Source organism: Pirellulales bacterium (assembly GCA_019636335.1).
Classification (GTDB): domain Bacteria; phylum Planctomycetota; class Planctomycetia; order Pirellulales; family JAEUIK01; genus JAHBXR01.
In genome coordinates, this window is the sequence record JAHBXR010000024.1 from 67978 (window position 1) to 88562 (window position 20585).

Sequence of the window (20585 nt, forward strand, 5' to 3'; positions counted from 1 at the left end):
GTCGCCTGCTCGCACTTCATCGTCGATGAGAGTGATCCACTTTGGCCGTATTCCGACAGCGCAATGCATCCCGAGTGCTTCGCAAACTGGGAGCATAGAGAGGCGTTCGTCGCCCGATATAACGCGACGATGGATGACCAGGAAATGCTACCAGACGGAAGCATCAGATCGCAGAAGCATCTCTTGGCACTTAAGTGGGTAGGTATGCCCTGTTCCATCTGTCGTCGAACGATGGAAGATCTGCAAGAGATTGTCGCCTTCTCGAAATTCATCGACGACAAGAATGATCCGCTCTGCCCGTACTCGAACAGCGCAATGCATTTAACTTGCTTCGTATCCTGGGAACACCGAGAACGATTCATGACGCAGTACAGGGAAGCAATGCGGTAGTTTCAAGGACTGCTCAGCCGGGTAGCACCGACGATGGTGCGGCGCGACGCCGCACACGACAACACACTCGAGTCGCACCGTCGTCGGTGTTGCGCAGCAACCAGAGGGTCGATCGGACAGCGCATTTCAGCAGCGCAGCCTCGCCACAACGCCGGTCAGATCAAAACGAACCTCTTGTCGCTGCGCGACACCGACGAGCTTCCGACTCGCGCGAGATAAGTTTCACGCCTGCTGCGGAAACTCGTCGGTGCTACCCCCTTAGAGCAGCGTCAAACCCTGTTTTCGGGTTCCCAAGTTCCACGCGCTCACGATGCGAGGACCAATTTAGCAAAGGCAACCCGAATTTTTTGGCTCTGACAATGCACTGACAGCCTGTGCCACTTGTTTGATGGATGCTTCATCTACAGCGTCCCGCGATCCTTCGCCGCGTCGGCCGCGCGGACCAGGATCTTTGTCGCCTCGATAAAAAACGCGAAGCGCTGATCCTGGGTCAGTCCCTGGTGGTAGCGATAATAGATCTGCTGCGCGATGACCGCCGTCTTGAACAGCGCCAGCACGAAGTAGTAGACGATGTTCGACGTGTCGCGCCCCGTCCGCGCGGCGTAGCGATCGACCAGTTGCTGCCGTGTCAGGCTCCCCGGCACGGTGGTCGGGCCCCAGCGGATCAACTGCAGCTCGGGCGAGTCCGTCTCCTCAATCCAGTAGCTCACCGTCGTGGCCAGATCGGAGAGGGGCTCGCCAAGGGTCGACATTTCCCAGTCGAGCACGCCGGCGATCTTCGTGATATCGCGCGTGTCGAGCAGCACGTTGTCGAGCTTGTAGTCGTTGTGAATCAGCGCGGCACTATTCTCGGCAGGCAAGTTCTCCGTCAACCACGCCGCCACACGTTCCACCTCCGGGATCTCGTCGGTCTGCGAGCCGCTGTAGCGCTTGATCCAGCCACTCACCTGCCGCTCGACGTACCCCTCGGGCTTGCCGAGATCCGCCAGGCCGATCTCCGCGTAGTCCACGGCATGCAGATCGGCCAGATTGTCGATGAACGATTCGCCCAACCGCGTCGCGATCTCGGGCGTGAGGTCCAACCCCGGCGGCGGATCGCGCCGCAGGATGACTCCCGGGATGCGACGCATGACATAGAACGGCGCTCCGATGACGTCGAGTTCATCGGTATGGCACAAGGGCTCGGGCGCGGGAGCGTAATGCGCGTGCAAGTGCTTCAGCACGCGAAACTCGCGTCCCATGTCGTGCGCGGTCTTGACCTTGCTGCCGAACGGCGGACGGCGCAACACGTACTCGTGCGTGCCAAACTTCACCAGGTAGGTGAGATTCGAGTGCCCCGAGGGAAACTGCTCGATCGCCAGCGGCCCCTCGGTCTGCGGAAGATGCTCGCGCAAAAACGGCTCAAGCCGCGCGAGATCGAGTTCTTCGCCCGAGCGAATCGTCTTCGTTCTGTCGAGATACTGCTCGAACATCCTTCACCTCTCGCTCAACCCGAAACCTGAATTCCATAATTCTTCAAGATGCGCTTCGCCACGACCATCTTGTGAACCTCGTCCGGGCCGTCGTAGATGCGCGCGCCCCGTTCATTCCGCAAGAACGCCGCCAGCGGCGTGTCGCTGGTCACGCCCAGCGCGCCGTGTGCCTGGATCGCGCGGTCGATCACCTTGAGCAGCACGTCGGCCACGAAGAACTTGATGCACGAAATCTCCTCGCGGGCCTCGTACATGCCGACGTGGTCGATCTTCCACGCGGCCTGCAACACCATGAGCCGCGCGGCGTTGATCTCGGCACGACTCTCGGCAATCCACGCCTGGACAATCTGCTTGGTGCCGAGCGCGCGATCGGGCGCCACCTCGCGCGAGGCAGCCCGGCGGCACATCAGGTCGAACGAGCGCTCGCAGATGCCGATCCACCGCATGCAGTGGTGGATGCGTCCCGGACCGAGACGCTCCTGGGCAATGGCAAAGCCGGCGCCTTCCGCTCCCAGCAGATTCGACTGCGGCACGCGACAGTCGACATACTCGATCTCGGCATGACTGTCGTAGTCGCCGCCGGCGTGCCCCATGATCGGGATGTTGCGAATGAAGTTGAAGCCCGGCGTATCGCACGGCACCAGGATCTGGCTCGCCCGGGCATGAGGCGGAGCGCTGGGATCGGTCACCGCCATCACCACGGCAAACGCCGCGCCGTCGGCCGCCGAGGTGAACCACTTGCGGCCGTTGATCACGTAGTCGTTGCCATCTTTGACCGCGGTCGTCTCCATCCACGTCGGGTTCGAACCCGGACGCCCCGGCTCCGTCATCGAGAAGCAACTGCGAATCTGACCCTGCAGCAGCGGCTCGAGAAAACGCTTCTTCTGCTCGGGCGTGGCGAATTGGATCAGGATTTCCATGTTGCCGGCGTCGGGGGCCTGGCAGTTGAAGGCGTAATGCCCGAGCGGGCTGCGCCCCAACACCTCGCTGACCATGCCGTGCTCGAGCAGCGTCAGCCCCATGCCGCCGTGCTCCTTGTGAATCTGCGGGCACCACCAGCCGCGCTCGCGCACTTTGCTACGCAACGAATTGAGCTCGGTCTTGGCGCCGCCAAAGCCTTTTTCATTCACCAAGGGCTCGAGTGCATAACACTCTTGCTCGACGAACTCGCGCATCGCGTCGAGCATCTCGCGTGTCTCGCTGGGAATTCCAAAATCCATCGCACGGTGCTCCCGATTAGCGGTAAGTCCACATCTCTGGTTCGGAGAGATGCGGAAAGGAATTGAAATAACTGAGGGTGAAGCGGTTTCCCGAGAAGAGAAACTCCGAGACGCTGCCGTTGCGCACCATCCAGGCGATCTGCAGGGTGGTTTCGGGAGGCAGCTTGAGGGCCCGCTCCATCGAGACCCCGACGGGGCCACCGGAGGTGAACGCCGCCACGCGGCGGCCGGAGCTTCCTTCGGCCGTGATGCGATCGTAGCCCCGCTGGACGCGATCGCGAAACTCGGCCCACGGCTCGATGCCCGGCAGGTCGAGCTCGCCACGCGCCCAGCGTCCGATGACGACCTCGTACACGCGTTGAAACGTGCGGAGCTTCTCGTCGCGCCCCTCGGCGGCCTCGACCGCCGCGTACATCTCGCGCAGCGTGGGATGCTCCTCGAGCAGCGACGGCAGCGCCTGCTTGAGCACGGCCTCGGCCTGGTACTCGTCGAGCTCCTCGAGCACGGTGGGCTCGGGCCAGGCGAGTCCCGCGGCGCGGAACGACTCTCCCACCTCGTGGGCCGTATCGATCTGGCGCTCGCGCGGCCCGGTGAAGACTTCGTCAAAAGTGATCCCGCGCGCGGCCCAATACTCGCCGAGCAGTCGCGATTGTTTGCGGCCGAGCGCGGAGAGTCGATCGTAGTGGTCCTCGAAGAACGAGGCCTGACCGTGGCGCACGACGAACAAGATGCTCATGACGTCAAATTCGCTTCCCGGATCGCTGTCGGAACGCGTGCGAGAAGAGCGGCCCGGGCCGAAGCACCCCCCGTGCCGGCTGGGCCACGCCCCGGTCGACCGGGGCACGCAGCGTGCCGCGAGTATAACGGCTCCAGCACGGCCGCGTAGAGTGGGAGCCGCGGAATTCAGTTCCGACAAAAACCCACCGTGGCACAGGTCGCCGGCCTGTGCAGTAGTCCGTGGGGATGTACTGACGGAGCTCGAATCCTCACAACACCGGCCGGCGGCCGGTGCCACTTGGTTTTTCCAAGCCGCGAATCAGCCGCGTGCCGCCGCCGGCGATTCCTCGGCCGGCGAACTTCCTTGCTCGATCCGCTCGAAGACGAACTCTCCATCGCGGAAATCGACCCGGGCTCCGGTCGACTCGTTGAAGTTCCCTTTCAGGATCTCCGTCGCCAGAGGATTCTGGATCTGCTGCTGGATCACCCGCTTCAGCGGTCGAGCGCCGTACGTGGGGTCGTAGCCCCGCTCGCCGATGGCATCGAGCGCCCCCTCCGTCACCTCGAGCGCGATGCCATGCTGTTCGAGCTGGTGTTTCAGCCGGTCGATCTGCAACTGCGCGATCTGGCGAATCTGCTTCCGCTCCAATGGATGGAAGACGATCGTCTCGTCGATGCGATTCAGAAACTCGGGCAGGAAGCGGGCTTCGAGCGCCTCGCGCACCGCGGTGCGCACCTCTTCCTCGCTGCCTCCCTCGCGCGTGATCTCCTGGATCAACTGGCTGCCGATGTTCGACGTCATCACGATGATCGTGTTCGTGAAATCGACGGTGTGCCCTTGGTTGTCCGAGAGCCGCCCGTCGTCGAGCACCTGCAACAGGATATTGAACACGTCGCGATGGGCCTTCTCGATCTCGTCGAGCAGCACCACGGAGTAGGGACGCCGGCGCACGGCCTCGGTGAGCCGCCCCCCCTCTTCATATCCGACGTAGCCCGGCGGTGCGCCGATCAAGCGGCTCACGGTGTGCCGTTCCATGAACTCGCTCATGTCGAGGCGCACCATGGCGTTCTCGTCGTCGAAGAGCACCTCGGCGAGCGCCTTGCACAGTTCCGTTTTGCCCACGCCCGTGGGGCCCAGAAAGATGAACGAGCCGATCGGGCGGTTCGGATCCTGCAAGCCCGAGCGACTGCGGCGCACGGCGTTGGCCACGGCCTCGACCGCTTCGTCCTGGCCGACGACGCGCTGGTGCAGACGTTCTTCGAGCACGAGCAGCTTGGCCCGCTCCGTCTCGAGCATGCGCGAGACGGGAATACCGGTCCACGCGCTCACGACGTCGGCGATCTCTTCTGGACCGACCTCGCGGCGCAGCAAGCGACGCCCCGTGGTCGGCGGCGGAGTACCGGCCGACTCGAGCTGCGTGGCCAGCTTCTTGCGGAGCGTGTCGTACTCGAAGAGTTGCTGGTAGTCCTCTTCGCCCACCGGGATGCCGCGCGACTGCTTTTCGTTGATGGCCGCGGCGAGTTGCGTGTATTCCAGCTCCGTCTTGTCGAGCTGCGCGCGGATCTCCCCCACGTCCCCCACGCCTTGCTTCTCGGCTTCCCACTGTTCGCGCAGGTTGGCCAGCTTGTACTTGAGGTCGTGCATCTCGTCTTCGATCTCGACGAGACGGTCTTGCGCGTGCTCTTCGGTCTCGTCGGCGAGTTGCCGCGCCGCGAGCTCCAATTGCACGAGCCGCCGCTGCACTTCGTCGATCTCGCTCGGCACGCTCTGCAGTTCCATCGCCAGCCGGCTGGCCGCTTCATCGACCAGGTCGATCGCCTTGTCGGGCAGAAAGCGGTCGGTGATGTAGCGTGATGAAAGCTTGGCCGCGGCCACGAGCGCGGAGTCCTTGATCTTCACCCCCTTGTGGTGCGCTTCGTAACGCCCTTTCAATCCGCGGAGAATGGCGATCGTGTCTTCGACCGACGGTTCGCCGATGTAGATCGGCGCAAAGCGGCGTTCGAGCGCGGGATCCTTCTCGATGTACTTGCGATACTCGTCGAGCGTCGTGGCCCCGATGCAGCGCAGCTCGCCGCGCGCCAGGGCCGGCTTGAGCAGGTTCGACGCATCGGCCCCCCCCTCGGCATTGCCGGCGCCGACCACGGTGTGCAACTCGTCGATAAAGAGGATCACGTTGCCGCCGGCGTCGCTGATCTCGCGCAGCACGGCCTTCAGCCGCTCTTCGAACTCGCCGCGAAACTTCGTTCCGGCAATCAGCGCCCCCAGATCGAGCGCAATGACGCGCTTGTTCTTGAGACTTTCGGGCACGTCCCCCTGCACGATGCGCAGCGCGAGCCCTTCGGCGATGGCCGTCTTGCCGACGCCCGGCTCGCCGATCAACACGGGATTGTTCTTCGTCCGCCGCGACAGCACCTGCACGACGCGGCGAATCTCCTGATCGCGTCCGATCACGGGATCGAGCTTGCCCTGCGAGGCGCGCGCCACCAGGTCGATGCCGTACTTTTCCAGGGCCTGAAACTTGTCTTCCGGCGTTTGATCGGTGACGCGCGAGCTGCCGCGCACCTCGCGCAGCGCCGCCAGCACCTCTTTCTCGGTGATCGCGTTCAGCTTGAGGATGTTGCGGGCCTTGTTGTCGGTCTTCGTCAGGGCCAGCAGCAGGTGCTCGACCGAGACGAACTCGTCCTTCATCGTCGTCGCTTCGGCCGAAGCGGCCTCGAGCACCTGAGACAGCGGCTGACCGATCTGCGGCGGCGCTCCGCCGGAGATCTTGGGCAAGTGCTTGAGCTCTCCTTCGACCGAGCGATTCAGTTGATCGCGATTCGCGCCGATACGCCCCAACACGGCGCTGACCGCGCCTTGCGGCTCGGCGAGCAGGCTCGCCAACAGATGGAGCGGATCGATCTGGGGATTCCCCCGGTCGGCCGCCAGTTCCTGCGCGCCCTGCAGCGCTTCCTGCGACTTGATCGTCAGCTTGTCCATGCGAAAAGCCATGCTTGAAAATCTCCTGCACGCCATCGATTGGGGCGTGCGCCATGTAAATAGCTCAGGCGTGAGCAAAGCCGCTGGGGTGGCACCGACGGCTTTGCCCGACTGGCATCAGCACGCAGACCAGCGCAAGCAGCAAAGGCGTCGGTGTTGCGCAGCAACAAGAGGTCGAATCATGCGACCGTATCGTGAGAAACTTCGCGAGACGGAATTCTCGCCTCTCGTCGCCGCGCAACACGGACGATCTTCCGCTCAAGCGGACGTTAAGACGTGCGCCATCCGCGGAAGCTCGTCCCTGCTCTCCACCTCGGCAGGTGCCTCACTCGTTCTTTGCGTTGTGAAAGATCGTCGCGGGCAAGCGACCGAGCGGTCGCTTACTTCACTTCGAATTCGGCGTCGATGGCATCGTCTTCGGGGGTCGAACCGGAGCCATTCGCCCCGCCGGCCGTCGCGCCCGGCGCGGCGCCGGCGTCAGCCCCCGTGGCGCTCGATTCGTAGAGCGTCTTGCCCAGGGCCTGCGCCACTTGTTGGAGCTCGCCCACGGCGGCCTTGATGGCGGCCGGGTCGTTCCCCTGCGCCTTCTCGCGAACCTTGTTGATTGCCGCGCGGACGGCTTCCTTATCCGCATCCTTGAGCTTGGCGTCGTGCTCCTTCAAGGTCTTTTCGACATCGAAGACGGCCGACTCGCTCTGATTGCGTGCCTCGGCCAACTCGCGCTTCTGCTTGTCCTCGGCAGCGTGCGAATCGGCATCTTTGCGCATTCGATCGATCTCGGATTCCGACAAGCCGCTCGACTGCTCGATACGCACGGTCTGCTGCTTGCCGGTGCCCAGATCCTTGGCCGACACGTTCAGAATGCCGTTCGCGTCGATGTCGAACTTCACCTCGATCTGCGGCATGCCGCGCGGCGCCGGAGCGATGCCCTCGAGGTTGAACTGGCCGAGCAGCCGGTTATCGGCGGCCATCTCGCGTTCGCCCTGGAACACGCGCACCGTCACGGCGGTCTGGTTGTCGTCGGCCGTGCTGAAGGTCTGCTTCCGCTCGGTCGGCACGGTGGTGTTGCGCTCGACGAGCTTGGTGAAGATGCCCCCCAACGTCTCGATCCCGAGCGACAGCGGGGTTACGTCCAACAACAGCACGTCCTGCACGACACCGGCCAACACGCCACCTTGAATGGCGGCGCCGACGGCGACCACCTCGTCCGGGTTCACGCCCTTGTGCGGCTCCTTATCGAAGATCTTGCGAACCAGTTCCTGCACCTTGGGAATACGCGTCGAACCACCCACGAGCACCACTTCGTCGATATCCTTCGGCTGCATCTTGGCATCTTGCAGGGCCTGCATCAGCGGGCCGCGGCAGCGTTCGACCAACTGATCGACCAACTGCTCGAACTTGGCCCGCGTGATGTTGATCTGCAAGTGCTTCGGACCGCTGGCGTCGGCCGTGATGAAGGGCAGATTGATGTCGGTCGACTGCGCCGAGCTGAGCTCCTTCTTGGCCTTTTCGCACGCCTCTTGCAGGCGTTGCAGGGCCATCGTGTCCTTGCGCAGGTCGATGCCCTGCTCCTTCTTGAACTCGTCGGCCACGTAGTGGATCAGCACCTCGTCGAAGTCATCGCCACCGAGGTGGGTATCGCCGTTCGTGCTGATGACGCGGAACACGCCATCGGCCACTTCAAGGGCCGACACGTCGAACGTACCGCCACCGAGATCGAAGACGACGATCTTTTCCGAGGTCTTCTTGTCGAGCCCATAAGCCAGGGCGGCCGCGGTCGGCTCGTTGATGATGCGGGCCACTTCGAGCCCGGCGATCTCACCGGCGTCCTTGGTCGCCTGGCGCTGCGCATCGTTGAAGTACGCCGGCACCGTGATGACGGCCTTGTTCACCTTGTGGCCGAGATAGGCCTCGGCCGATTCCTTGAGCTTGCGCAGGATCATCGCCGAGATTTCCGGCGGTGTGAACTCCTTGTCTCCGGCCCGGACCTTCACGTAGTCGCTGGCGCCGCCGACGACCTCGTAAGGGACCATCTTCTCTTCGTTGGCCACCTCGTCGTGACGGCGACCCATGAAGCGTTTGATCGAGTAGACGGTTCGTCGCGGATTGGTCACCGCCTGGCGGCGCGCCGGCTCGCCGACGAGGACCTCTCCCTTGTCCGTGAAGGCGACGACGCTGGGAGTGAGGCGATTGCCCTCCTGATTGGGAATCACCTTCGCCTCTTTCCCCTCCATGACGGCCACGACCGAGTTGGTCGTGCCGAGATCGATCCCGATAATCTTTTCACCGTGAGCCATGTGTTGCTCCTTTCTCCGCGATCGACGCGCTCGAGCTTTCTGCTGGCGTGCCGTTTGTGTGTCTTCTGTAGCTGCCCGTTGGGGACTCCCGCCTTGCCGGCCGCGTGAGGTGCCCCGCTGGTCCCCTCTCCGCGCGCATACGAATTACGGCATGGTCGATCGGTTGATTCGAGTGAATAGCAAAGGTTGTGCCGAGACGGCAGCGCACTAACAACTACTCGTAAGTCTATAGGCTAAAACATCTTGTTCCACCGATTTCCCCCGCGACTTGCAATCAATTCAGGCGGGCGAGTCGCACCATCTGCCAAATTGACAAACTGGCGAAGCCACCATTTTTTACCCTGCCAATTTGGCAGCCCGGCAGGCTCCCCAGGGGATAGCAGTCGCCACGGCGGAAAAGTCCCGCGAAACGTGCGGATTTGAGGATTGAAGCGGTCAGCGGAATGGCGCGTTTTCGGCGTGCCACACGAAGGTTTCCAACTGCTTGACACCCCTAAAAACGGCAAGTACAAGAGGCACGTAATTCCGCCGCAAACGTAGAGTTGGTGGGGGGTAATGTCTCGCGCCACGGTCGACGTCCGCCGTCGGGCGCCGATCTGTCTCAGAGAGCGCGCCGATGGGGAAAAAGAAGCCTGCCGCCAAGCCGAACACCCCGGCGCGCACGCCCAGCCTTGCTTCCCTGCGTAGCCAGATCGACAAGATCGATAGCGAGCTCGTGCGCTTGATGAACGAGCGGGCCAAGCACGCCATCGCGATCGGCAAGATCAAGGCCGAAGACGGCCAGCCCGTCTACGCACCGAATCGCGAGGAGGAGGTTTTGGCCCGCGTCGTCGAGGCGTCGAAGGGCCCGCTCAAGCCCGAGTGCGTCCGCGCGGTGTTTCGCGAGATTATCAGCGGCTCGCGGTCGCTCGAGCGCGTGCTCAAGGTCGCCTTCCTCGGACCGCATTACAGCTACAGCCACCTGGCCGCGCTCGATCGCTTCGGACAGAGTGTCGAACTGGTGCCGGTCGCTACGATCTCGGCGGTGTTCGAGGAAGTCAGCCGGGGGCACGTGAACTTCGGCCTCGCGCCACTCGAGAACTCGACCGACGGCCGCATCGCCGACACGCTCGAGAACTTCACGCGGCTGCCCCTCAAGATCTGCGGCGAGGTACAGCTTTGGATCCACCACTGCCTGCTGGGCAAATGCCCGCGCGGTGAGGTGACCGAGGTCTACAGCAAGCCGCAGGCGATCTCGCAGTGCCGCAACTGGCTGGCCCGGCATCTGCCGCAGGCCAAAGTCGTCGAAGTCACCAGCACGTCGACCGCCGCCGAACTGGCCAAGGACAAGCCCGGCGCCGCGGCCATCGCCAGCCGGCAGGCCGGAGTGCATTACGGCCTCGACATCCTGGCCGAGAACATCGAAGACAACCAGTCGAATCTCACCCGTTTCGCCGTCATTGGCGACCACTCGGGCGTCCGTAGCGGGCACGACAAGACGGCCGTCATGTTCGAGATCGAACATCGCCCCGGCGCACTGGCCGACGCGATGGGCATCTTCAAGCGCAATCGGCTGAACATGACCTGGATCGAGTCCTTTCCCATCCCGCTCCAACAGGGTGGGTACTTGTTCTTCGTCGAATTCGACGGGCACGAGAAAGACCTGCGCGTGCGCAAGGCCCTGGCCTCGCTGGAGCGAAAATCGCTCCGATTCGAGACGTTGGGGTCTTACCCCCGCAGCACTCCAGTGGGATAATTCCCGCCTGCTGCAAGCCCCACAGCCGCCACGGCTCCACTCCGGGCCATGGCTTTCGTCGGTGTCTGCCATGCTCGTTGGTAGCCGAGCATACTCCCCTTTGACAAAGCGTTAGCTCGTTTCCCCGCAGGCGTTTGGAAGGTCTCGATCCATGCGAAAGCCGTTGATTGCCGGAAACTGGAAGATGAATCTCGATCGTCAGCGCGGCGTCGAGCTGTCGCAGGCGGTGGCCGCCGGGGTGAAGTCGCCCGACAAGGTCGACGTGGCCTACTGCCCGCCGTTCGTCTATCTGGAAGCCGTGGGAGCCGCCTTGCGCGGCACCCCCGTCGCCTGGGGCGCCCAAGACATGAGCTACGAGGCCGCCGGCGCGTTCACGGGCGAAATCAGCGCCAGCATGCTGCTCGACCTGGGCTGCACCTACGTCATTCTCGGCCATAGCGAACGGCGGCATATCTTCGGCGAGACCGACCAGGACGTGAATCGCAAGACCCTGGCGGCGCTGGCCGCGGCGGGGCCGCTGGTGCCGATCGTTTGCGTCGGCGAGTTGCTCGCCGAACGCGAAGCCGGTCAGACCGCCACGGTGATTCGCCGCCAGTTCGAGGCCGCCTACAGCGGCGTGACCGAGGAGCAGGCCCTGCGGACCGTGATCGCCTACGAGCCGGTCTGGGCGATCGGCACGGGCAAGGTCGCCACCCCCGAGCAAGCCGAAGAGGTCCATCTAGACCTTCGCAAGTTGTTGACCGCTCGCTACAATGCCGGCGTCGCGGAGCGCGTGCGAATCCTCTATGGCGGCAGCGTCAAGCCGGACAACGCCGGCTCACTGCTCGGTCAGCCCAATGTGGATGGAGCCTTGGTGGGCGGGGCATGCCTGAAGGCCGAAGATTTCCTCGGCATCATCGCCGCGACCCTTTCCTGATTTTAAGGCGAGACCGATCATGGCTTATTTGATCATGGTGTTGTTGTCGGTGGTGGCCGTTTTCCTGGTCCTGCTGGTGCTGGTCCAACGTGGACGTGGCGGCGGTTTGGCCGGGGCCCTCGGCGGCATGGGAGGTCAGAGCGCCTTCGGCACGAAGGCCGGCGATGTCTTTACCAAAGTCACCATTGTGGCGGCGGCCGCCTGGATCCTGCTCTGCGTGGCGGCCGACAAGGTCCTCTCGACGGGCGACAATCGCCTCGACGTGGGACGCGGAGTGACGAGCGGCGCCACGGGAGATCAGCCCGCCACCTCGCCAACCGGCTCGGCCGCGGGGGAAACGACTGCCCCTGCCTCTGGCGATGCCACGCCCCCTGCAACCGAGACACCGGCGGCAACCGAGACGCCTGCCGCGACGCCCCCTGCTGAGGGAGCCGCCGCGCCGGCCGATAGCGGCGCCCCCCCCCCAGCCGAATCGACTCCGTCGCCGTAGCCTGGCAGGGGCCGTACCGGCTGCTTCCCCACCCACTCGCCACGCACGACGTGGCGGCTCGATGTCCTTTTTTCTTGGAGTGAGCTCACGTGCTGTTGAGCATGACCGGGTACGGCGAGGCCCACAGTCAACAAGACGGGCTAACCGTCGCGGTCGAAATCCGTACGATCAACAGCCGCTATTTCAAGCTCACCGTTCGCTGTGGCGACACCTACAGCGCACTCGAGCAGGAAATCGAGGAGGCGGTTCGTCAGCAGATCAAGCGTGGCACGATCCAGGTCACGCTCCGGGTCGATCGCCCCCGCTCGCCCGACGAGTTCAAGATCAGCGCCGTCGCGTTGGCCAGTTACCGTGCCCAGTTGGAAGCCTTGCACGAGCAGTGGCGGATCGCCGAGCCGATCAATCTCGAAAGCCTGCTGGCGCTGCCGGGGGTCGTGGAAGAAGGCCAGGTCCGCACGACCGATACCTCCGAAATCTGGCCCTTGGTCAAATCCACGCTGGAAGGGGCCATTCAGCACCTCACCGAGATGCGGCAGCGTGAAGGCGCCGCCATGGCCAGCGATCTTCTCGCGAACGTCGATGCCATCGAGATCGAGCTCGGACGGATCGAAATTCGCGCGCCGCTGGTGGCCGAAGGCTACCGAGCACGGCTCGAAGAACGCATGAAGCGTTCGCTCGCCGAACTGGGCGTGACGCTCGAGCCGTCGGACCTGATCAAGGAGATCAGCATCTTCGGCGAACGGAGCGATATTTCCGAAGAGATCGTCCGTCTGAAGAGCCACCTCGAGCAGTTTCGCGCCAGCACGAAGACGAACGAAAGCGCCGGCCGCCGGCTCGAGTTCCTGACCCAGGAAATGTTCCGCGAGACGAACACCATCGGCTCGAAGGCGAACGACGTCGAGATCGCGCGGCACGTGATCGAGATCAAGACCTACATCGAACGCATCCGCGAGATGATCCAGAACGTGGAGTGAGCGACCGGCGGCGAGCGCCGCTGTCGTTGCCCTTGTGCGGACGGTCAAAGGACCCAGATGGCGGCCACCAGCAGCAACGCGACGCAGCCGGGCAAGCTGATCATCATTTCGGGCCCGTCCGGGTCTGGCAAAACGACGATCCTGCACCGCTTGAATGCCCATTTTCCCGCCCCCCCGGGGCCGCTGCGGTACTCGGTCTCGGCGACGACACGGGCCCCTCGGCCGGGCGAGACCGACGGCGTGGACTATCATTTTCTCAGTCCGGCCGAGTTTGCGACCCGGCGCGCGGCGGGGGATTTTCTCGAATGTTTCGAGGTTTACGAGGGGGGGCACTGGTACGGAACGCTGCGTAGCGAGGTTGCCCCTAGTCTGGCCGCCGGTAAGTGGGTAGTCTTGGAGATTGACGTGCAGGGCACCCTGGCCGTGCTCGAGCATTACCCCGACGCCGTCACGATCTTTGTCGAGCCCGGCTCGCTCGCCGAGCTCGAGCAGCGGCTGCGCGACCGGGGGACCGAAGCCGAATCCTCGATCCAGCGCCGCCTGGCGGGCGCCCGCCGCGAATTGGAATTTGCCGACCGCTACGCGCACCGCGTGATCAACGACAACGTCGACCACGCGGTTCAGCGCATCTGCGATATTCTTCTCTCCTCTGGAGGCTGAACGAACATGCTTGAAGAACTGAAGGAAGAGTCGATCGTCAACAAGGTCGGCGGCCGGTTCAAGCTTTCTACCTTGATTCAGAAGCGCCTCGTGGCGCTCAATGCCGGCGCGCGTCCGCTGGTCGACCTGAACACGCAGGACAAGCTGCAGATCGTGATCCAGGAAATCATCCAGGACAAGATCTTCCTCGACACCTCGTCGAATGTCCGCACCGTGGGCGAAACGACCACCACCGGTGGCCCGCCCGAATTGGACCTGGCCAATCTCTAAACGACGGGCGGCGTGCTCGTGATGAATGGTCGCGAGTTAGTGGTCGGCGTGACGGGGGGCGTGGCGGCCTACAAGACCGCCATGCTGGTGAGTCAATTGGTCCAGGCCGGCGCGGGGGTCTCGGTCGTGCTTACCGAAGCGGCCACGCACTTCATCGGCCCCGCCACCTTCGCCGCTCTCACTGGGCGCAAGGTCCACGTGCGCGGCTTCGATGAAGGAAACCACCCGCTCGGTCCGCACATCGATCTGGCGGCCCAGGGAGAGCTGCTCGTCGTGGCCCCGGCGACCGCCAACTTTCTCTCCCAGGTGGCACACGGCGCCGCCGACGATCTGCTCTCGACGCTCGTGCTGGCCTTCCGTGGTCCCGTGATTCTCGCCCCGGCGATGAACAACCAGATGTGGGACAAGCCGTCCGTGCAGCGCAACGTGGCGCAGTTGCGCGAAGACGGTTACTCGCTGGTCGGCCCCGAAGAGGGCTGGCTCAGTTGTCGCACGCGCGCCGTGGGGCGCATGTCGGCTCCGGAGGCGATCTACGACGTGATCGCCGAGCGACTGAAAACGTTGAAGCCGCGCTGAAGCGCTCGGGTATTGAACAGGCAAAGAGGCCCGTCGTGGCGAGAATCCTGATTACCTCGGGCCCCACGCGGCAATACCTCGACCCGGTGCGCTATCTCACCAATGCTTCGAGTGGCCTCATGGGGAGATGCCTGGCCGTGTCCGCGCGAGAGTTGGGGCACGAGGTCGTCGTCGTCAGCGGCCCGGTTGAAATCAAGTATCCCGACGACGTGCAGGTGGTCCCCGTCGTCTCGACCGAAGAAATGCTCGAGGCCTGCCAGCGCATCTTCCCCGAGTGCGACGGCCTGATTGGCGCCGCCGCGCCGTGCGACTACCGTCCGCGCATGGTCGCCTCGGGCAAGATCAACAAGACGGGTGAGCCGCTCGTCTTGAACCTGATCGAAACGCCCGACGTCGTCGCCACGCTCGGCGCCTCGAAACAGCACCAGTGGCTCGTCGGCTTCGCTCTGGAAACGGAAGATCAGCGCTTTCGCGCGCTGACCAAGCTCGAGAAGAAGAGCTGCGACCTGATCGTCCTCAACGGTCCCGAGGCGATGCACTCGCAGAACAATCGCTGCGAGATCCTCGACCGTAGCGGCGCGGTCGTCGAGGCCCTCGCCGGCCCGAAAGAAGAAGTCGCGCGGGGAATCTTGCGCGTGATCGGTCAAAGACTTATGCGAGATGGGACAGCAGCCACGCCGTAACCCTCTCAAGCAAGTTGATAGATCCTTCGCAGTTCCATCTCGATGTCTGCACGCGTCTGGCCAACCACGCCCAGTGCCTTCAGGTCGATGCCTTCCTCTTTGACTTGATCAAGAAACGCCTTGAGGTCGGCTTTGACAACATCCGGCACGAAACCCGCGGCTCCCCCGATCAATACGTATTGATCTGTGAAGTCCGCAAAGTGCGACCTGAAGCGCGCCAGTCCCTCTACCATTCCATCGCTCCGATCATTTCCTGGAGCGCTGCCTCGATCCGTTCGTCCTTATTGTCCTTCATGGACAGGTACAGCGATAGGCGATCGACCGAATTTCCATGAGAGAGTAGCGCTGGGTCATAATGCCAGTGCTCTACTTCGATTGAATCACGATCATCAGCGGATGTGTCTTCGTCAATCCGGTGTTGTTGTAAGGATTTCCAAGTGTGCGAAGAAACAGCGATTACGTGTGTATTGGGCGCATTCAGCATGGAATACGTGGCAAGCGCTGAAAGACCGGCAAGTAAGCCTGGTCGTCGATCATTCGCTCGACGGATAAGTGTTTTTTTCTTGACCGGTGATTGCAATAGAGGCAGTGCTTCTTGCCAAAGCGTGTGCCGCGAATCCTTGAGGCACAACCAGCGTTGTCGACCCTCCATTGAAATGTCGCACAGTTTTCTTGCTTCCAACTCGTCGAAAGCACGCGTCATCGTCATCTTCGAGTACCCGAGCCGCTTTGCGAGTTCGGCCGGGGTATGCCTCGTTTGCGCGGCCTGCAGGATGAAGTAAAGAACGAGAGCCTGCGTGGCAGGACTTAGTCCCGGCGAGATTTGGCGTGCTTGCCGAAAATACTCTCGCAGATCGATGCCGAGCATGGGCAGATAAAGTTGATTACCCGGAATCAGGAAAGGCACTTTCTGCTCAATAAGGCGTTTGCGCTGGTGTGATGAAATTTGCCCTCGCACATAGATGAGTTCTCCGTCCCACTTGGGCCTCAGTTGCTCCATTTGCTTGAGAATTTTGGCAGGAGCAAGAGCTTCCTCGACGCGCTCAACCATCAATAGACAGCGTGTTTCAAGAATCGCAGTCTGTAGGAATTGATAGGAGCTTCGGTAGAAGAGCGGAAGGCGGTTCTGGGGGGACCAATTGGTTACCGTTGCGATAACTCCCAATGTGTCTTGAAGATATCGCTTGATCCTGTCAGCATCGACTGCCATGGCGCACCGCCCGTAACATCAAATACGCATAGTATCATACTATATGATACTATGCAGTTCAAGTGTTACTCTACTGCTGCGGTTTGACACCAGCTGCCACAAACAATCTGGCCCGCAAATAGCTTTGCAGGTACCAACACGCCACTCACTCCGGCCGTCCCACCGGCAGCGGCACGTCGCGGAAGACGATGCGCAGATCTTCTTGCGACCGAATTCGCGGGTAAAGGACGCGAATCAGCTTGGGGCGGCTCTCGGTCGTTTCGCCCGTGAAGGTGATCTTCATCTTGGCCCCAGCGCCGGTCAGGCTGTTCGTCTGTCCCTGCGAGCGGAACGGCTTGCCTTCGAAATCGAGCATTTGCACCTCGATTTCCTGGAAGATGACCTCCTGCGGTTCCGGCACGATGCGATCGCGCGAAACGATGAGCCCGACCTCGTAGCGAGAGCCTTGCTTCTGCTCGACCGACTCGATCGTCAATTCGACATCGTCCTGCCGATAGGACTCGATCGCTTGAAAGTCCTCGACTTCGATGGTCCCCAGGTCGCCGACCGCCACGAGGCCCCATTTCAACACCAGGCGGTCGAGCCTGGCCGCGGAAGTCGCCGGGGGATTCATCCGCAGATTCATGGCCAATTGCCGCGCGCCCCCAGAGGCGACATTCCAGCCACTGCTCGCCGGCTGCGTCGCCGTCAGTTTTACGCCTTGGGCGGTGACCGCCTCTTCCAACTCGGGTTGCGCGCGATAGGCCACCAGGCGAAAGCGATCTTCCCACATCACCTGTAAGTTGAATTGGAACGTGTGGGTCACATCGGCGTGCAGATTTTCGTAGTCCACTTCCTCGATAAAGACCCGCCGAGCACCGGTAATCTCCGCGCGGAACGGCCCCGCGTAGGCGACCGGGTATTGCGTCGGCGTGCCCGAGACGACCACCAGTCCCGGGTTGCGCGTATCGTAATGGGGACGCACACGATTCCCGCTTTTCGCGCAGACTTCGTCCAGCAGTTCCCAGAACGAGCCCTTGCCGGTGGCCAACGTGAGAGAACTTTCCTGAAATGCGCCGTACTGCTCCCCCACCATCAAGCGATTGCCCGATTGATCCGAGATCGCGGCCAGCAGACCAGTGACCTTGGCCGCCCCAGTGCGCAGCTCGAGCTGGCTCGGTTCCCACAGGTCGGCGGTCTTGATCTTTTGCATCAGGTACTGGGCCCGCATCCGCACCTCGGGATCGGCGCTGCGCAGGGCCTCGGCAAGCTGCTGGCGCGTGGCAGAGCCCAACTGGGCCAGTTCCTGGCTGGCGGCGTCGCGCGCGACGAACGAATTGCTGCCCAGGTCGCGAATGAGCCGCGCGATGCGCAGCTCTTCCTCGCGGTTTTTCTCCTGCCCTCTGGCGGGCAAGGTCAGTGAACAAGCCAGCAGACCGAGGGTGAACAGCGTGGCGCAAGCACGCGCCCCGCGGCAGAAAACGCACGGGCCCATGAGAGTGAGTCTCCGGGGGGACAGGTCCTTCCTTGGTCCTTCCACTCCGGCGCGGTGTCGCCGAGCGGGTCGGCGGCGAAGGCGGCGGGTCTGGTAAATCGTTCGCGCGGCCGTTATGGATAACGTCGCCAGCGAGTGTGCGTTCGCACTCGCCACCGTCCTTGGTGAGAACGATTGACCAGGGCGAGAAACTAAGCAATTCAGCCGCTAGCGTCAACGCCGGACTAGCGGCGAACTGCTGGCGCCGCCAGCAGGCCAACCGCCCGAGGGAAGCCCACGCCGTGAAGATCGACTGCCTCTGCGCCGGCATTCTTGTTGCCGACCACCTTTCCCCGCCGCTCGATCGCCTGCCGCGGGCGGGCGAGCTCATTCTGGCTGACGCGCTCCCGCTCGAAATCGGCGGCTGCGCCTCGAACGTCGCGCTCGACCTGATCCGTTACGGGCTCAGCGTGGGCGTGTTGGGCTGCGTGGGGCAGGATGCCTTCGGCCGTTTCATCATCGACACGCTCGCCCAAGGTGGCATCGATACGAGCGGCCTGCGCGAAATCGCCGGCGTGCCGACCTCTGGCACGCTGATTCTGAATGTCCGCGGCGAGGATCGCCGTTTCATTCACACGATTGGCGCCAACGGCCATCTCCGTGCCGAGGACATCTCGCTCGACCAGATCCGCCAGGCGAAGGTGTTCTACGTGGGGGGCTATCTGCTGCTCGATTCGTGCGACCCCGAGCGGCTGGCCGAGCTGTTTCGCGCCGCGCGCGTTGCCGGGGTGCAAACGGTGCTCGACATCGTGCTCCCCGGCGCCGGCGATCATTGGCCCCGTCTGGCCCCCGTGTTGCCCGAGACCGACGTCTTCTTGCCGAACTTCGACGAGGCGCTCGCCATCACGGGGCTCGACGATCCCATGTGCCAGGCAGAACGCTTCGTCGCGGCAGGCGCTCGCACGGCGGTCATCACCTGCGGCGGTGACGGCACGGTGCTCGTCTCGCAGACGAATCGCCTCCGCGCCGGGGTCTATCCGGTCGAATTCCTCGGAGGCACCGGCGCGGGAGATGCCTTTGATGCCGGTTATATCGCGGGTCTCGTCGCCGGTGGCGACGAACGCGAATGCCTCCGCCTGGGGAGCCTGCTGGGCGCAAGCTGCGTGCGCGGACTCAGCGCCACGGCATCGGTCTTCACCCGAGCCGAAGCGGCCGAGTTCGCCGTGCGTTATCCGCTCGCCATCGAAACGATCTAACGCCTGGCGCCGACGCGAACCGCTGCCGGCGATTTCTTGTCTGGCAAGATCTCCTTCTAGACATCCTGATTGCCGAGCGGCTTGCGCGAGTCGGTCTGCCCCGTCAGGCGGCCCCTTGGCGGGTTTGTTTCAACAGCGGTATACTTGCCGGGAAACCGGCAGAAAACCTGCAAATTCGAGGCGTGGCAGCCACGGGATATCAGAACCAAACGATGAAGAAAACTCGCGTCGCGATCCTGGGCGGAACTGGCTACTCGGCCCTCGAGTTGATCAAGCTGCTGCTGCGCCATCCACACGTCGATATCGCGGTGATTACCAGTCGCCAGGAAGGAAGCCCCCACATCGGCGACGTGCATCCCGCCTTATGGGGCCGGCTCGACGTGCGTTGCGAAGATCTCGGCCCGATCGCCGTCGCCGGGCGTGCCGAGTGCGTCTTTAGCTGTTTGCCGCATGGGGTCACCGCCTCGTTGGTACCCCACCTGCTCGAGGCCGGCGCGCGCGTGGTCGACTTTAGCGCCGACTACCGCCTGCGCGATCCCAGTGTCTATGCCGAGTGGTATGGCGAAAAGCACGCCGATCCGGCGCGGCTGGGCAAGGCCGTCTATGGCATGCCCGAGTTGTTCGCCGAGCAAATCGTGCCGGCCGACCTGATCGCGAATCCTGGCTGCTATCCCACCGCCGCCTCGCTGGCGCTCGCGCCGCTGCTCAAAGCCGGCTTGATCGAACCGCACGACATCATCATTGATTCGAAGAGTGGCGTCTCCGGCGCAGGGCGCACGCCGAAGCTGACGACGCACTTTCCCGAGTGCAACGAGAGCCTGTCGGCCTACAACGTCGGCCGGCATCGGCACACGCCCGAGATCGAGCAGACGCTCACCATCGCCTCGGGCCAACCGGTGCAGGTGATCTTCACGCCCCATCTCGTGCCGATGGATCGGGGCATTCTTTCGACCGCTTATTCGCGCCCCCAGGGCACGGTGACCGAAACGCAGGTGATGGACGCGCTGCGCGAGTTCTATACCGACAAGCCGTTCGTGCGTGTGGTCAAGCACCTGCCCGGCACCAAGGACACCAGCGGCACCAATTTCTGCGACATCACGGCCCGCGTGGTGCGCGACCGCGTGCTGACGATCAGTTGCATCGACAATCTGACTAAAGGGGCGGCGGGCACCGCGGTGCAGAACATGAATCTGATGTACGGCTACCCCGAGACGACCGCCCTGCTGTAGCCCTCCGGCTCCGCTTGAACGCCCTCACCTGGTCGGCCCACGAGCCGGCCCCACGTC

The 20585-nt window shown here is 63.2% G+C and carries 18 protein-coding genes; 10 read left to right on the top strand and 8 right to left on the bottom strand.

Annotated features, from left to right (window positions below):
- Positions 1-791: 791 nt before the first annotated feature.
- From KF708_20240 to dnaK, 5 genes are all read right to left on the bottom strand, one after another.
- Positions 792-1862, bottom strand: coding sequence for a phosphotransferase family protein (locus KF708_20240; protein ID MBX3415024.1), 1071 nt, complete (start codon positions 1860-1862; stop codon positions 792-794).
- Positions 1863-1876: 14 nt separating this feature from the next.
- Positions 1877-3082, bottom strand: coding sequence for an acyl-CoA dehydrogenase family protein (locus KF708_20245; protein ID MBX3415025.1), 1206 nt, complete (start codon positions 3080-3082; stop codon positions 1877-1879).
- 16 nt (positions 3083-3098) lie between these two features.
- On the bottom strand, positions 3099-3818 hold the full coding sequence (locus KF708_20250) for a histidine phosphatase family protein (GenBank protein ID MBX3415026.1): 720 nt from the start codon (positions 3816-3818) through the stop codon (positions 3099-3101).
- A 300-nt stretch (positions 3819-4118) separates the two neighbouring features.
- On the bottom strand, positions 4119-6791 hold the full coding sequence (gene clpB / locus KF708_20255) for an ATP-dependent chaperone ClpB (protein MBX3415027.1): 2673 nt from the start codon (positions 6789-6791) through the stop codon (positions 4119-4121).
- Between the two features lie 368 nt (positions 6792-7159).
- Positions 7160-9076: a molecular chaperone DnaK gene (dnaK, locus tag KF708_20260; GenBank protein ID MBX3415028.1), complete on the bottom strand. Its 1917-nt coding sequence runs from the start codon at positions 9074-9076 to the stop codon at positions 7160-7162.
- A 616-nt stretch (positions 9077-9692) separates the two neighbouring features.
- Here dnaK and pheA point away from each other — a divergent pair.
- From pheA to KF708_20300, 8 genes are all read left to right on the top strand, one after another.
- A complete protein-coding gene (gene pheA, locus KF708_20265; protein MBX3415029.1) occupies positions 9693-10811 on the top strand; it encodes a prephenate dehydratase in 1119 nt (372 codons plus the stop codon).
- A 151-nt stretch (positions 10812-10962) separates the two neighbouring features.
- On the top strand, positions 10963-11727 hold the full coding sequence (tpiA, locus tag KF708_20270; protein ID MBX3415030.1) for a triose-phosphate isomerase: 765 nt from the start codon (positions 10963-10965) through the stop codon (positions 11725-11727).
- A 19-nt stretch (positions 11728-11746) separates the two neighbouring features.
- Complete coding sequence (gene secG / locus KF708_20275; GenBank protein MBX3415031.1) at positions 11747-12217, top strand: preprotein translocase subunit SecG; 471 nt, start codon at positions 11747-11749, stop codon at positions 12215-12217.
- A gap of 101 nt (positions 12218-12318) precedes the next feature.
- The gene (locus tag KF708_20280; GenBank protein MBX3415032.1) at positions 12319-13191 is read left to right on the top strand and encodes a YicC family protein; all 873 of its coding nucleotides are present in this window, start codon (positions 12319-12321) and stop codon (positions 13189-13191) included.
- Between the two features lie 57 nt (positions 13192-13248).
- Positions 13249-13851, top strand: coding sequence for a guanylate kinase (gene gmk / locus KF708_20285; GenBank protein ID MBX3415033.1), 603 nt, complete (start codon positions 13249-13251; stop codon positions 13849-13851).
- A gap of 6 nt (positions 13852-13857) precedes the next feature.
- Complete coding sequence (locus tag KF708_20290; GenBank protein ID MBX3415034.1) at positions 13858-14121, top strand: DNA-directed RNA polymerase subunit omega; 264 nt, start codon at positions 13858-13860, stop codon at positions 14119-14121.
- A gap of 21 nt (positions 14122-14142) precedes the next feature.
- Positions 14143-14697, top strand: coding sequence for a phosphopantothenoylcysteine decarboxylase (locus KF708_20295; protein MBX3415035.1), 555 nt, complete (start codon positions 14143-14145; stop codon positions 14695-14697).
- Positions 14698-14744: 47 nt separating this feature from the next.
- Entirely contained in the window at positions 14745-15380 is a 636-nt protein-coding gene (locus KF708_20300; GenBank protein ID MBX3415036.1) for a phosphopantothenoylcysteine decarboxylase, read from the top strand.
- Positions 15381-15385: 5 nt separating this feature from the next.
- On the opposite strand, the gene KF708_20305 is transcribed toward KF708_20300, so the two are convergent.
- The 3 genes from KF708_20305 to KF708_20315 all read right to left on the bottom strand — a co-directional run bounded on the left by KF708_20305 (position 15386) and on the right by KF708_20315 (position 18064).
- Entirely contained in the window at positions 15386-15613 is a 228-nt protein-coding gene (locus KF708_20305; protein ID MBX3415037.1) for a hypothetical protein, read from the bottom strand.
- Positions 15607-16590 (bottom strand): MarR family transcriptional regulator, encoded by a 984-nt coding sequence (locus tag KF708_20310; protein ID MBX3415038.1) that lies wholly within the window; start codon positions 16588-16590, stop codon positions 15607-15609. The genes KF708_20305 and KF708_20310 overlap by 7 nt, the downstream gene beginning before the upstream one ends.
- Before the next feature lie 145 nt (positions 16591-16735).
- Positions 16736-18064 (bottom strand): hypothetical protein, encoded by a 1329-nt coding sequence (locus KF708_20315; GenBank protein ID MBX3415039.1) that lies wholly within the window; start codon positions 18062-18064, stop codon positions 16736-16738.
- Positions 18065-18345: 281 nt separating this feature from the next.
- Here KF708_20315 and KF708_20320 point away from each other — a divergent pair, with 281 nt between their 5' ends.
- Both KF708_20320 and argC read left to right on the top strand, forming a co-directional pair.
- Positions 18346-19299, top strand: coding sequence for a carbohydrate kinase family protein (locus KF708_20320; GenBank protein MBX3415040.1), 954 nt, complete (start codon positions 18346-18348; stop codon positions 19297-19299).
- A gap of 212 nt (positions 19300-19511) precedes the next feature.
- Positions 19512-20528: an N-acetyl-gamma-glutamyl-phosphate reductase gene (gene argC, locus KF708_20325; GenBank protein ID MBX3415041.1), complete on the top strand. Its 1017-nt coding sequence runs from the start codon at positions 19512-19514 to the stop codon at positions 20526-20528.
- Positions 20529-20585: the final 57 nt, after the last annotated feature.

Excerpts from the sequence above, each read along its gene's own strand:
- KF708_20290 (MBX3415034.1), top strand. The coding sequence starts at position 13,858 with ATGCTTGAAGAACTGAAGGAAGAGTCGATCGTCAACAAGGTCGGCGGC.
- argC (MBX3415041.1), top strand. The coding sequence starts at position 19,512 with ATGAAGAAAACTCGCGTCGCGATCCTGGGCGGAACTGGCTACTCGGCC.
- KF708_20295 (MBX3415035.1), top strand. The coding sequence starts at position 14,143 with ATGAATGGTCGCGAGTTAGTGGTCGGCGTGACGGGGGGCGTGGCGGCC.
- clpB (MBX3415027.1), bottom strand. The coding sequence starts at position 6,791 with ATGGCTTTTCGCATGGACAAGCTGACGATCAAGTCGCAGGAAGCGCTG.
- gmk (MBX3415033.1), top strand. The coding sequence starts at position 13,249 with ATGGCGGCCACCAGCAGCAACGCGACGCAGCCGGGCAAGCTGATCATC.
- KF708_20280 (MBX3415032.1), top strand. The coding sequence starts at position 12,319 with ATGACCGGGTACGGCGAGGCCCACAGTCAACAAGACGGGCTAACCGTC.
- KF708_20240 (MBX3415024.1), bottom strand. The coding sequence starts at position 1,862 with ATGTTCGAGCAGTATCTCGACAGAACGAAGACGATTCGCTCGGGCGAA.
- KF708_20305 (MBX3415037.1), bottom strand. The coding sequence starts at position 15,613 with ATGGTAGAGGGACTGGCGCGCTTCAGGTCGCACTTTGCGGACTTCACA.
- pheA (MBX3415029.1), top strand. The coding sequence starts at position 9,693 with ATGGGGAAAAAGAAGCCTGCCGCCAAGCCGAACACCCCGGCGCGCACG.
- secG (MBX3415031.1), top strand. The coding sequence starts at position 11,747 with ATGGCTTATTTGATCATGGTGTTGTTGTCGGTGGTGGCCGTTTTCCTG.
- KF708_20250 (MBX3415026.1), bottom strand. The coding sequence starts at position 3,818 with ATGAGCATCTTGTTCGTCGTGCGCCACGGTCAGGCCTCGTTCTTCGAG.
- KF708_20315 (MBX3415039.1), bottom strand. The coding sequence starts at position 18,064 with ATGGGCCCGTGCGTTTTCTGCCGCGGGGCGCGTGCTTGCGCCACGCTG.
- dnaK (MBX3415028.1), bottom strand. The coding sequence starts at position 9,076 with ATGGCTCACGGTGAAAAGATTATCGGGATCGATCTCGGCACGACCAAC.
- KF708_20310 (MBX3415038.1), bottom strand. The coding sequence starts at position 16,590 with ATGGCAGTCGATGCTGACAGGATCAAGCGATATCTTCAAGACACATTG.
- KF708_20245 (MBX3415025.1), bottom strand. The coding sequence starts at position 3,082 with ATGGATTTTGGAATTCCCAGCGAGACACGCGAGATGCTCGACGCGATG.
- tpiA (MBX3415030.1), top strand. The coding sequence starts at position 10,963 with ATGCGAAAGCCGTTGATTGCCGGAAACTGGAAGATGAATCTCGATCGT.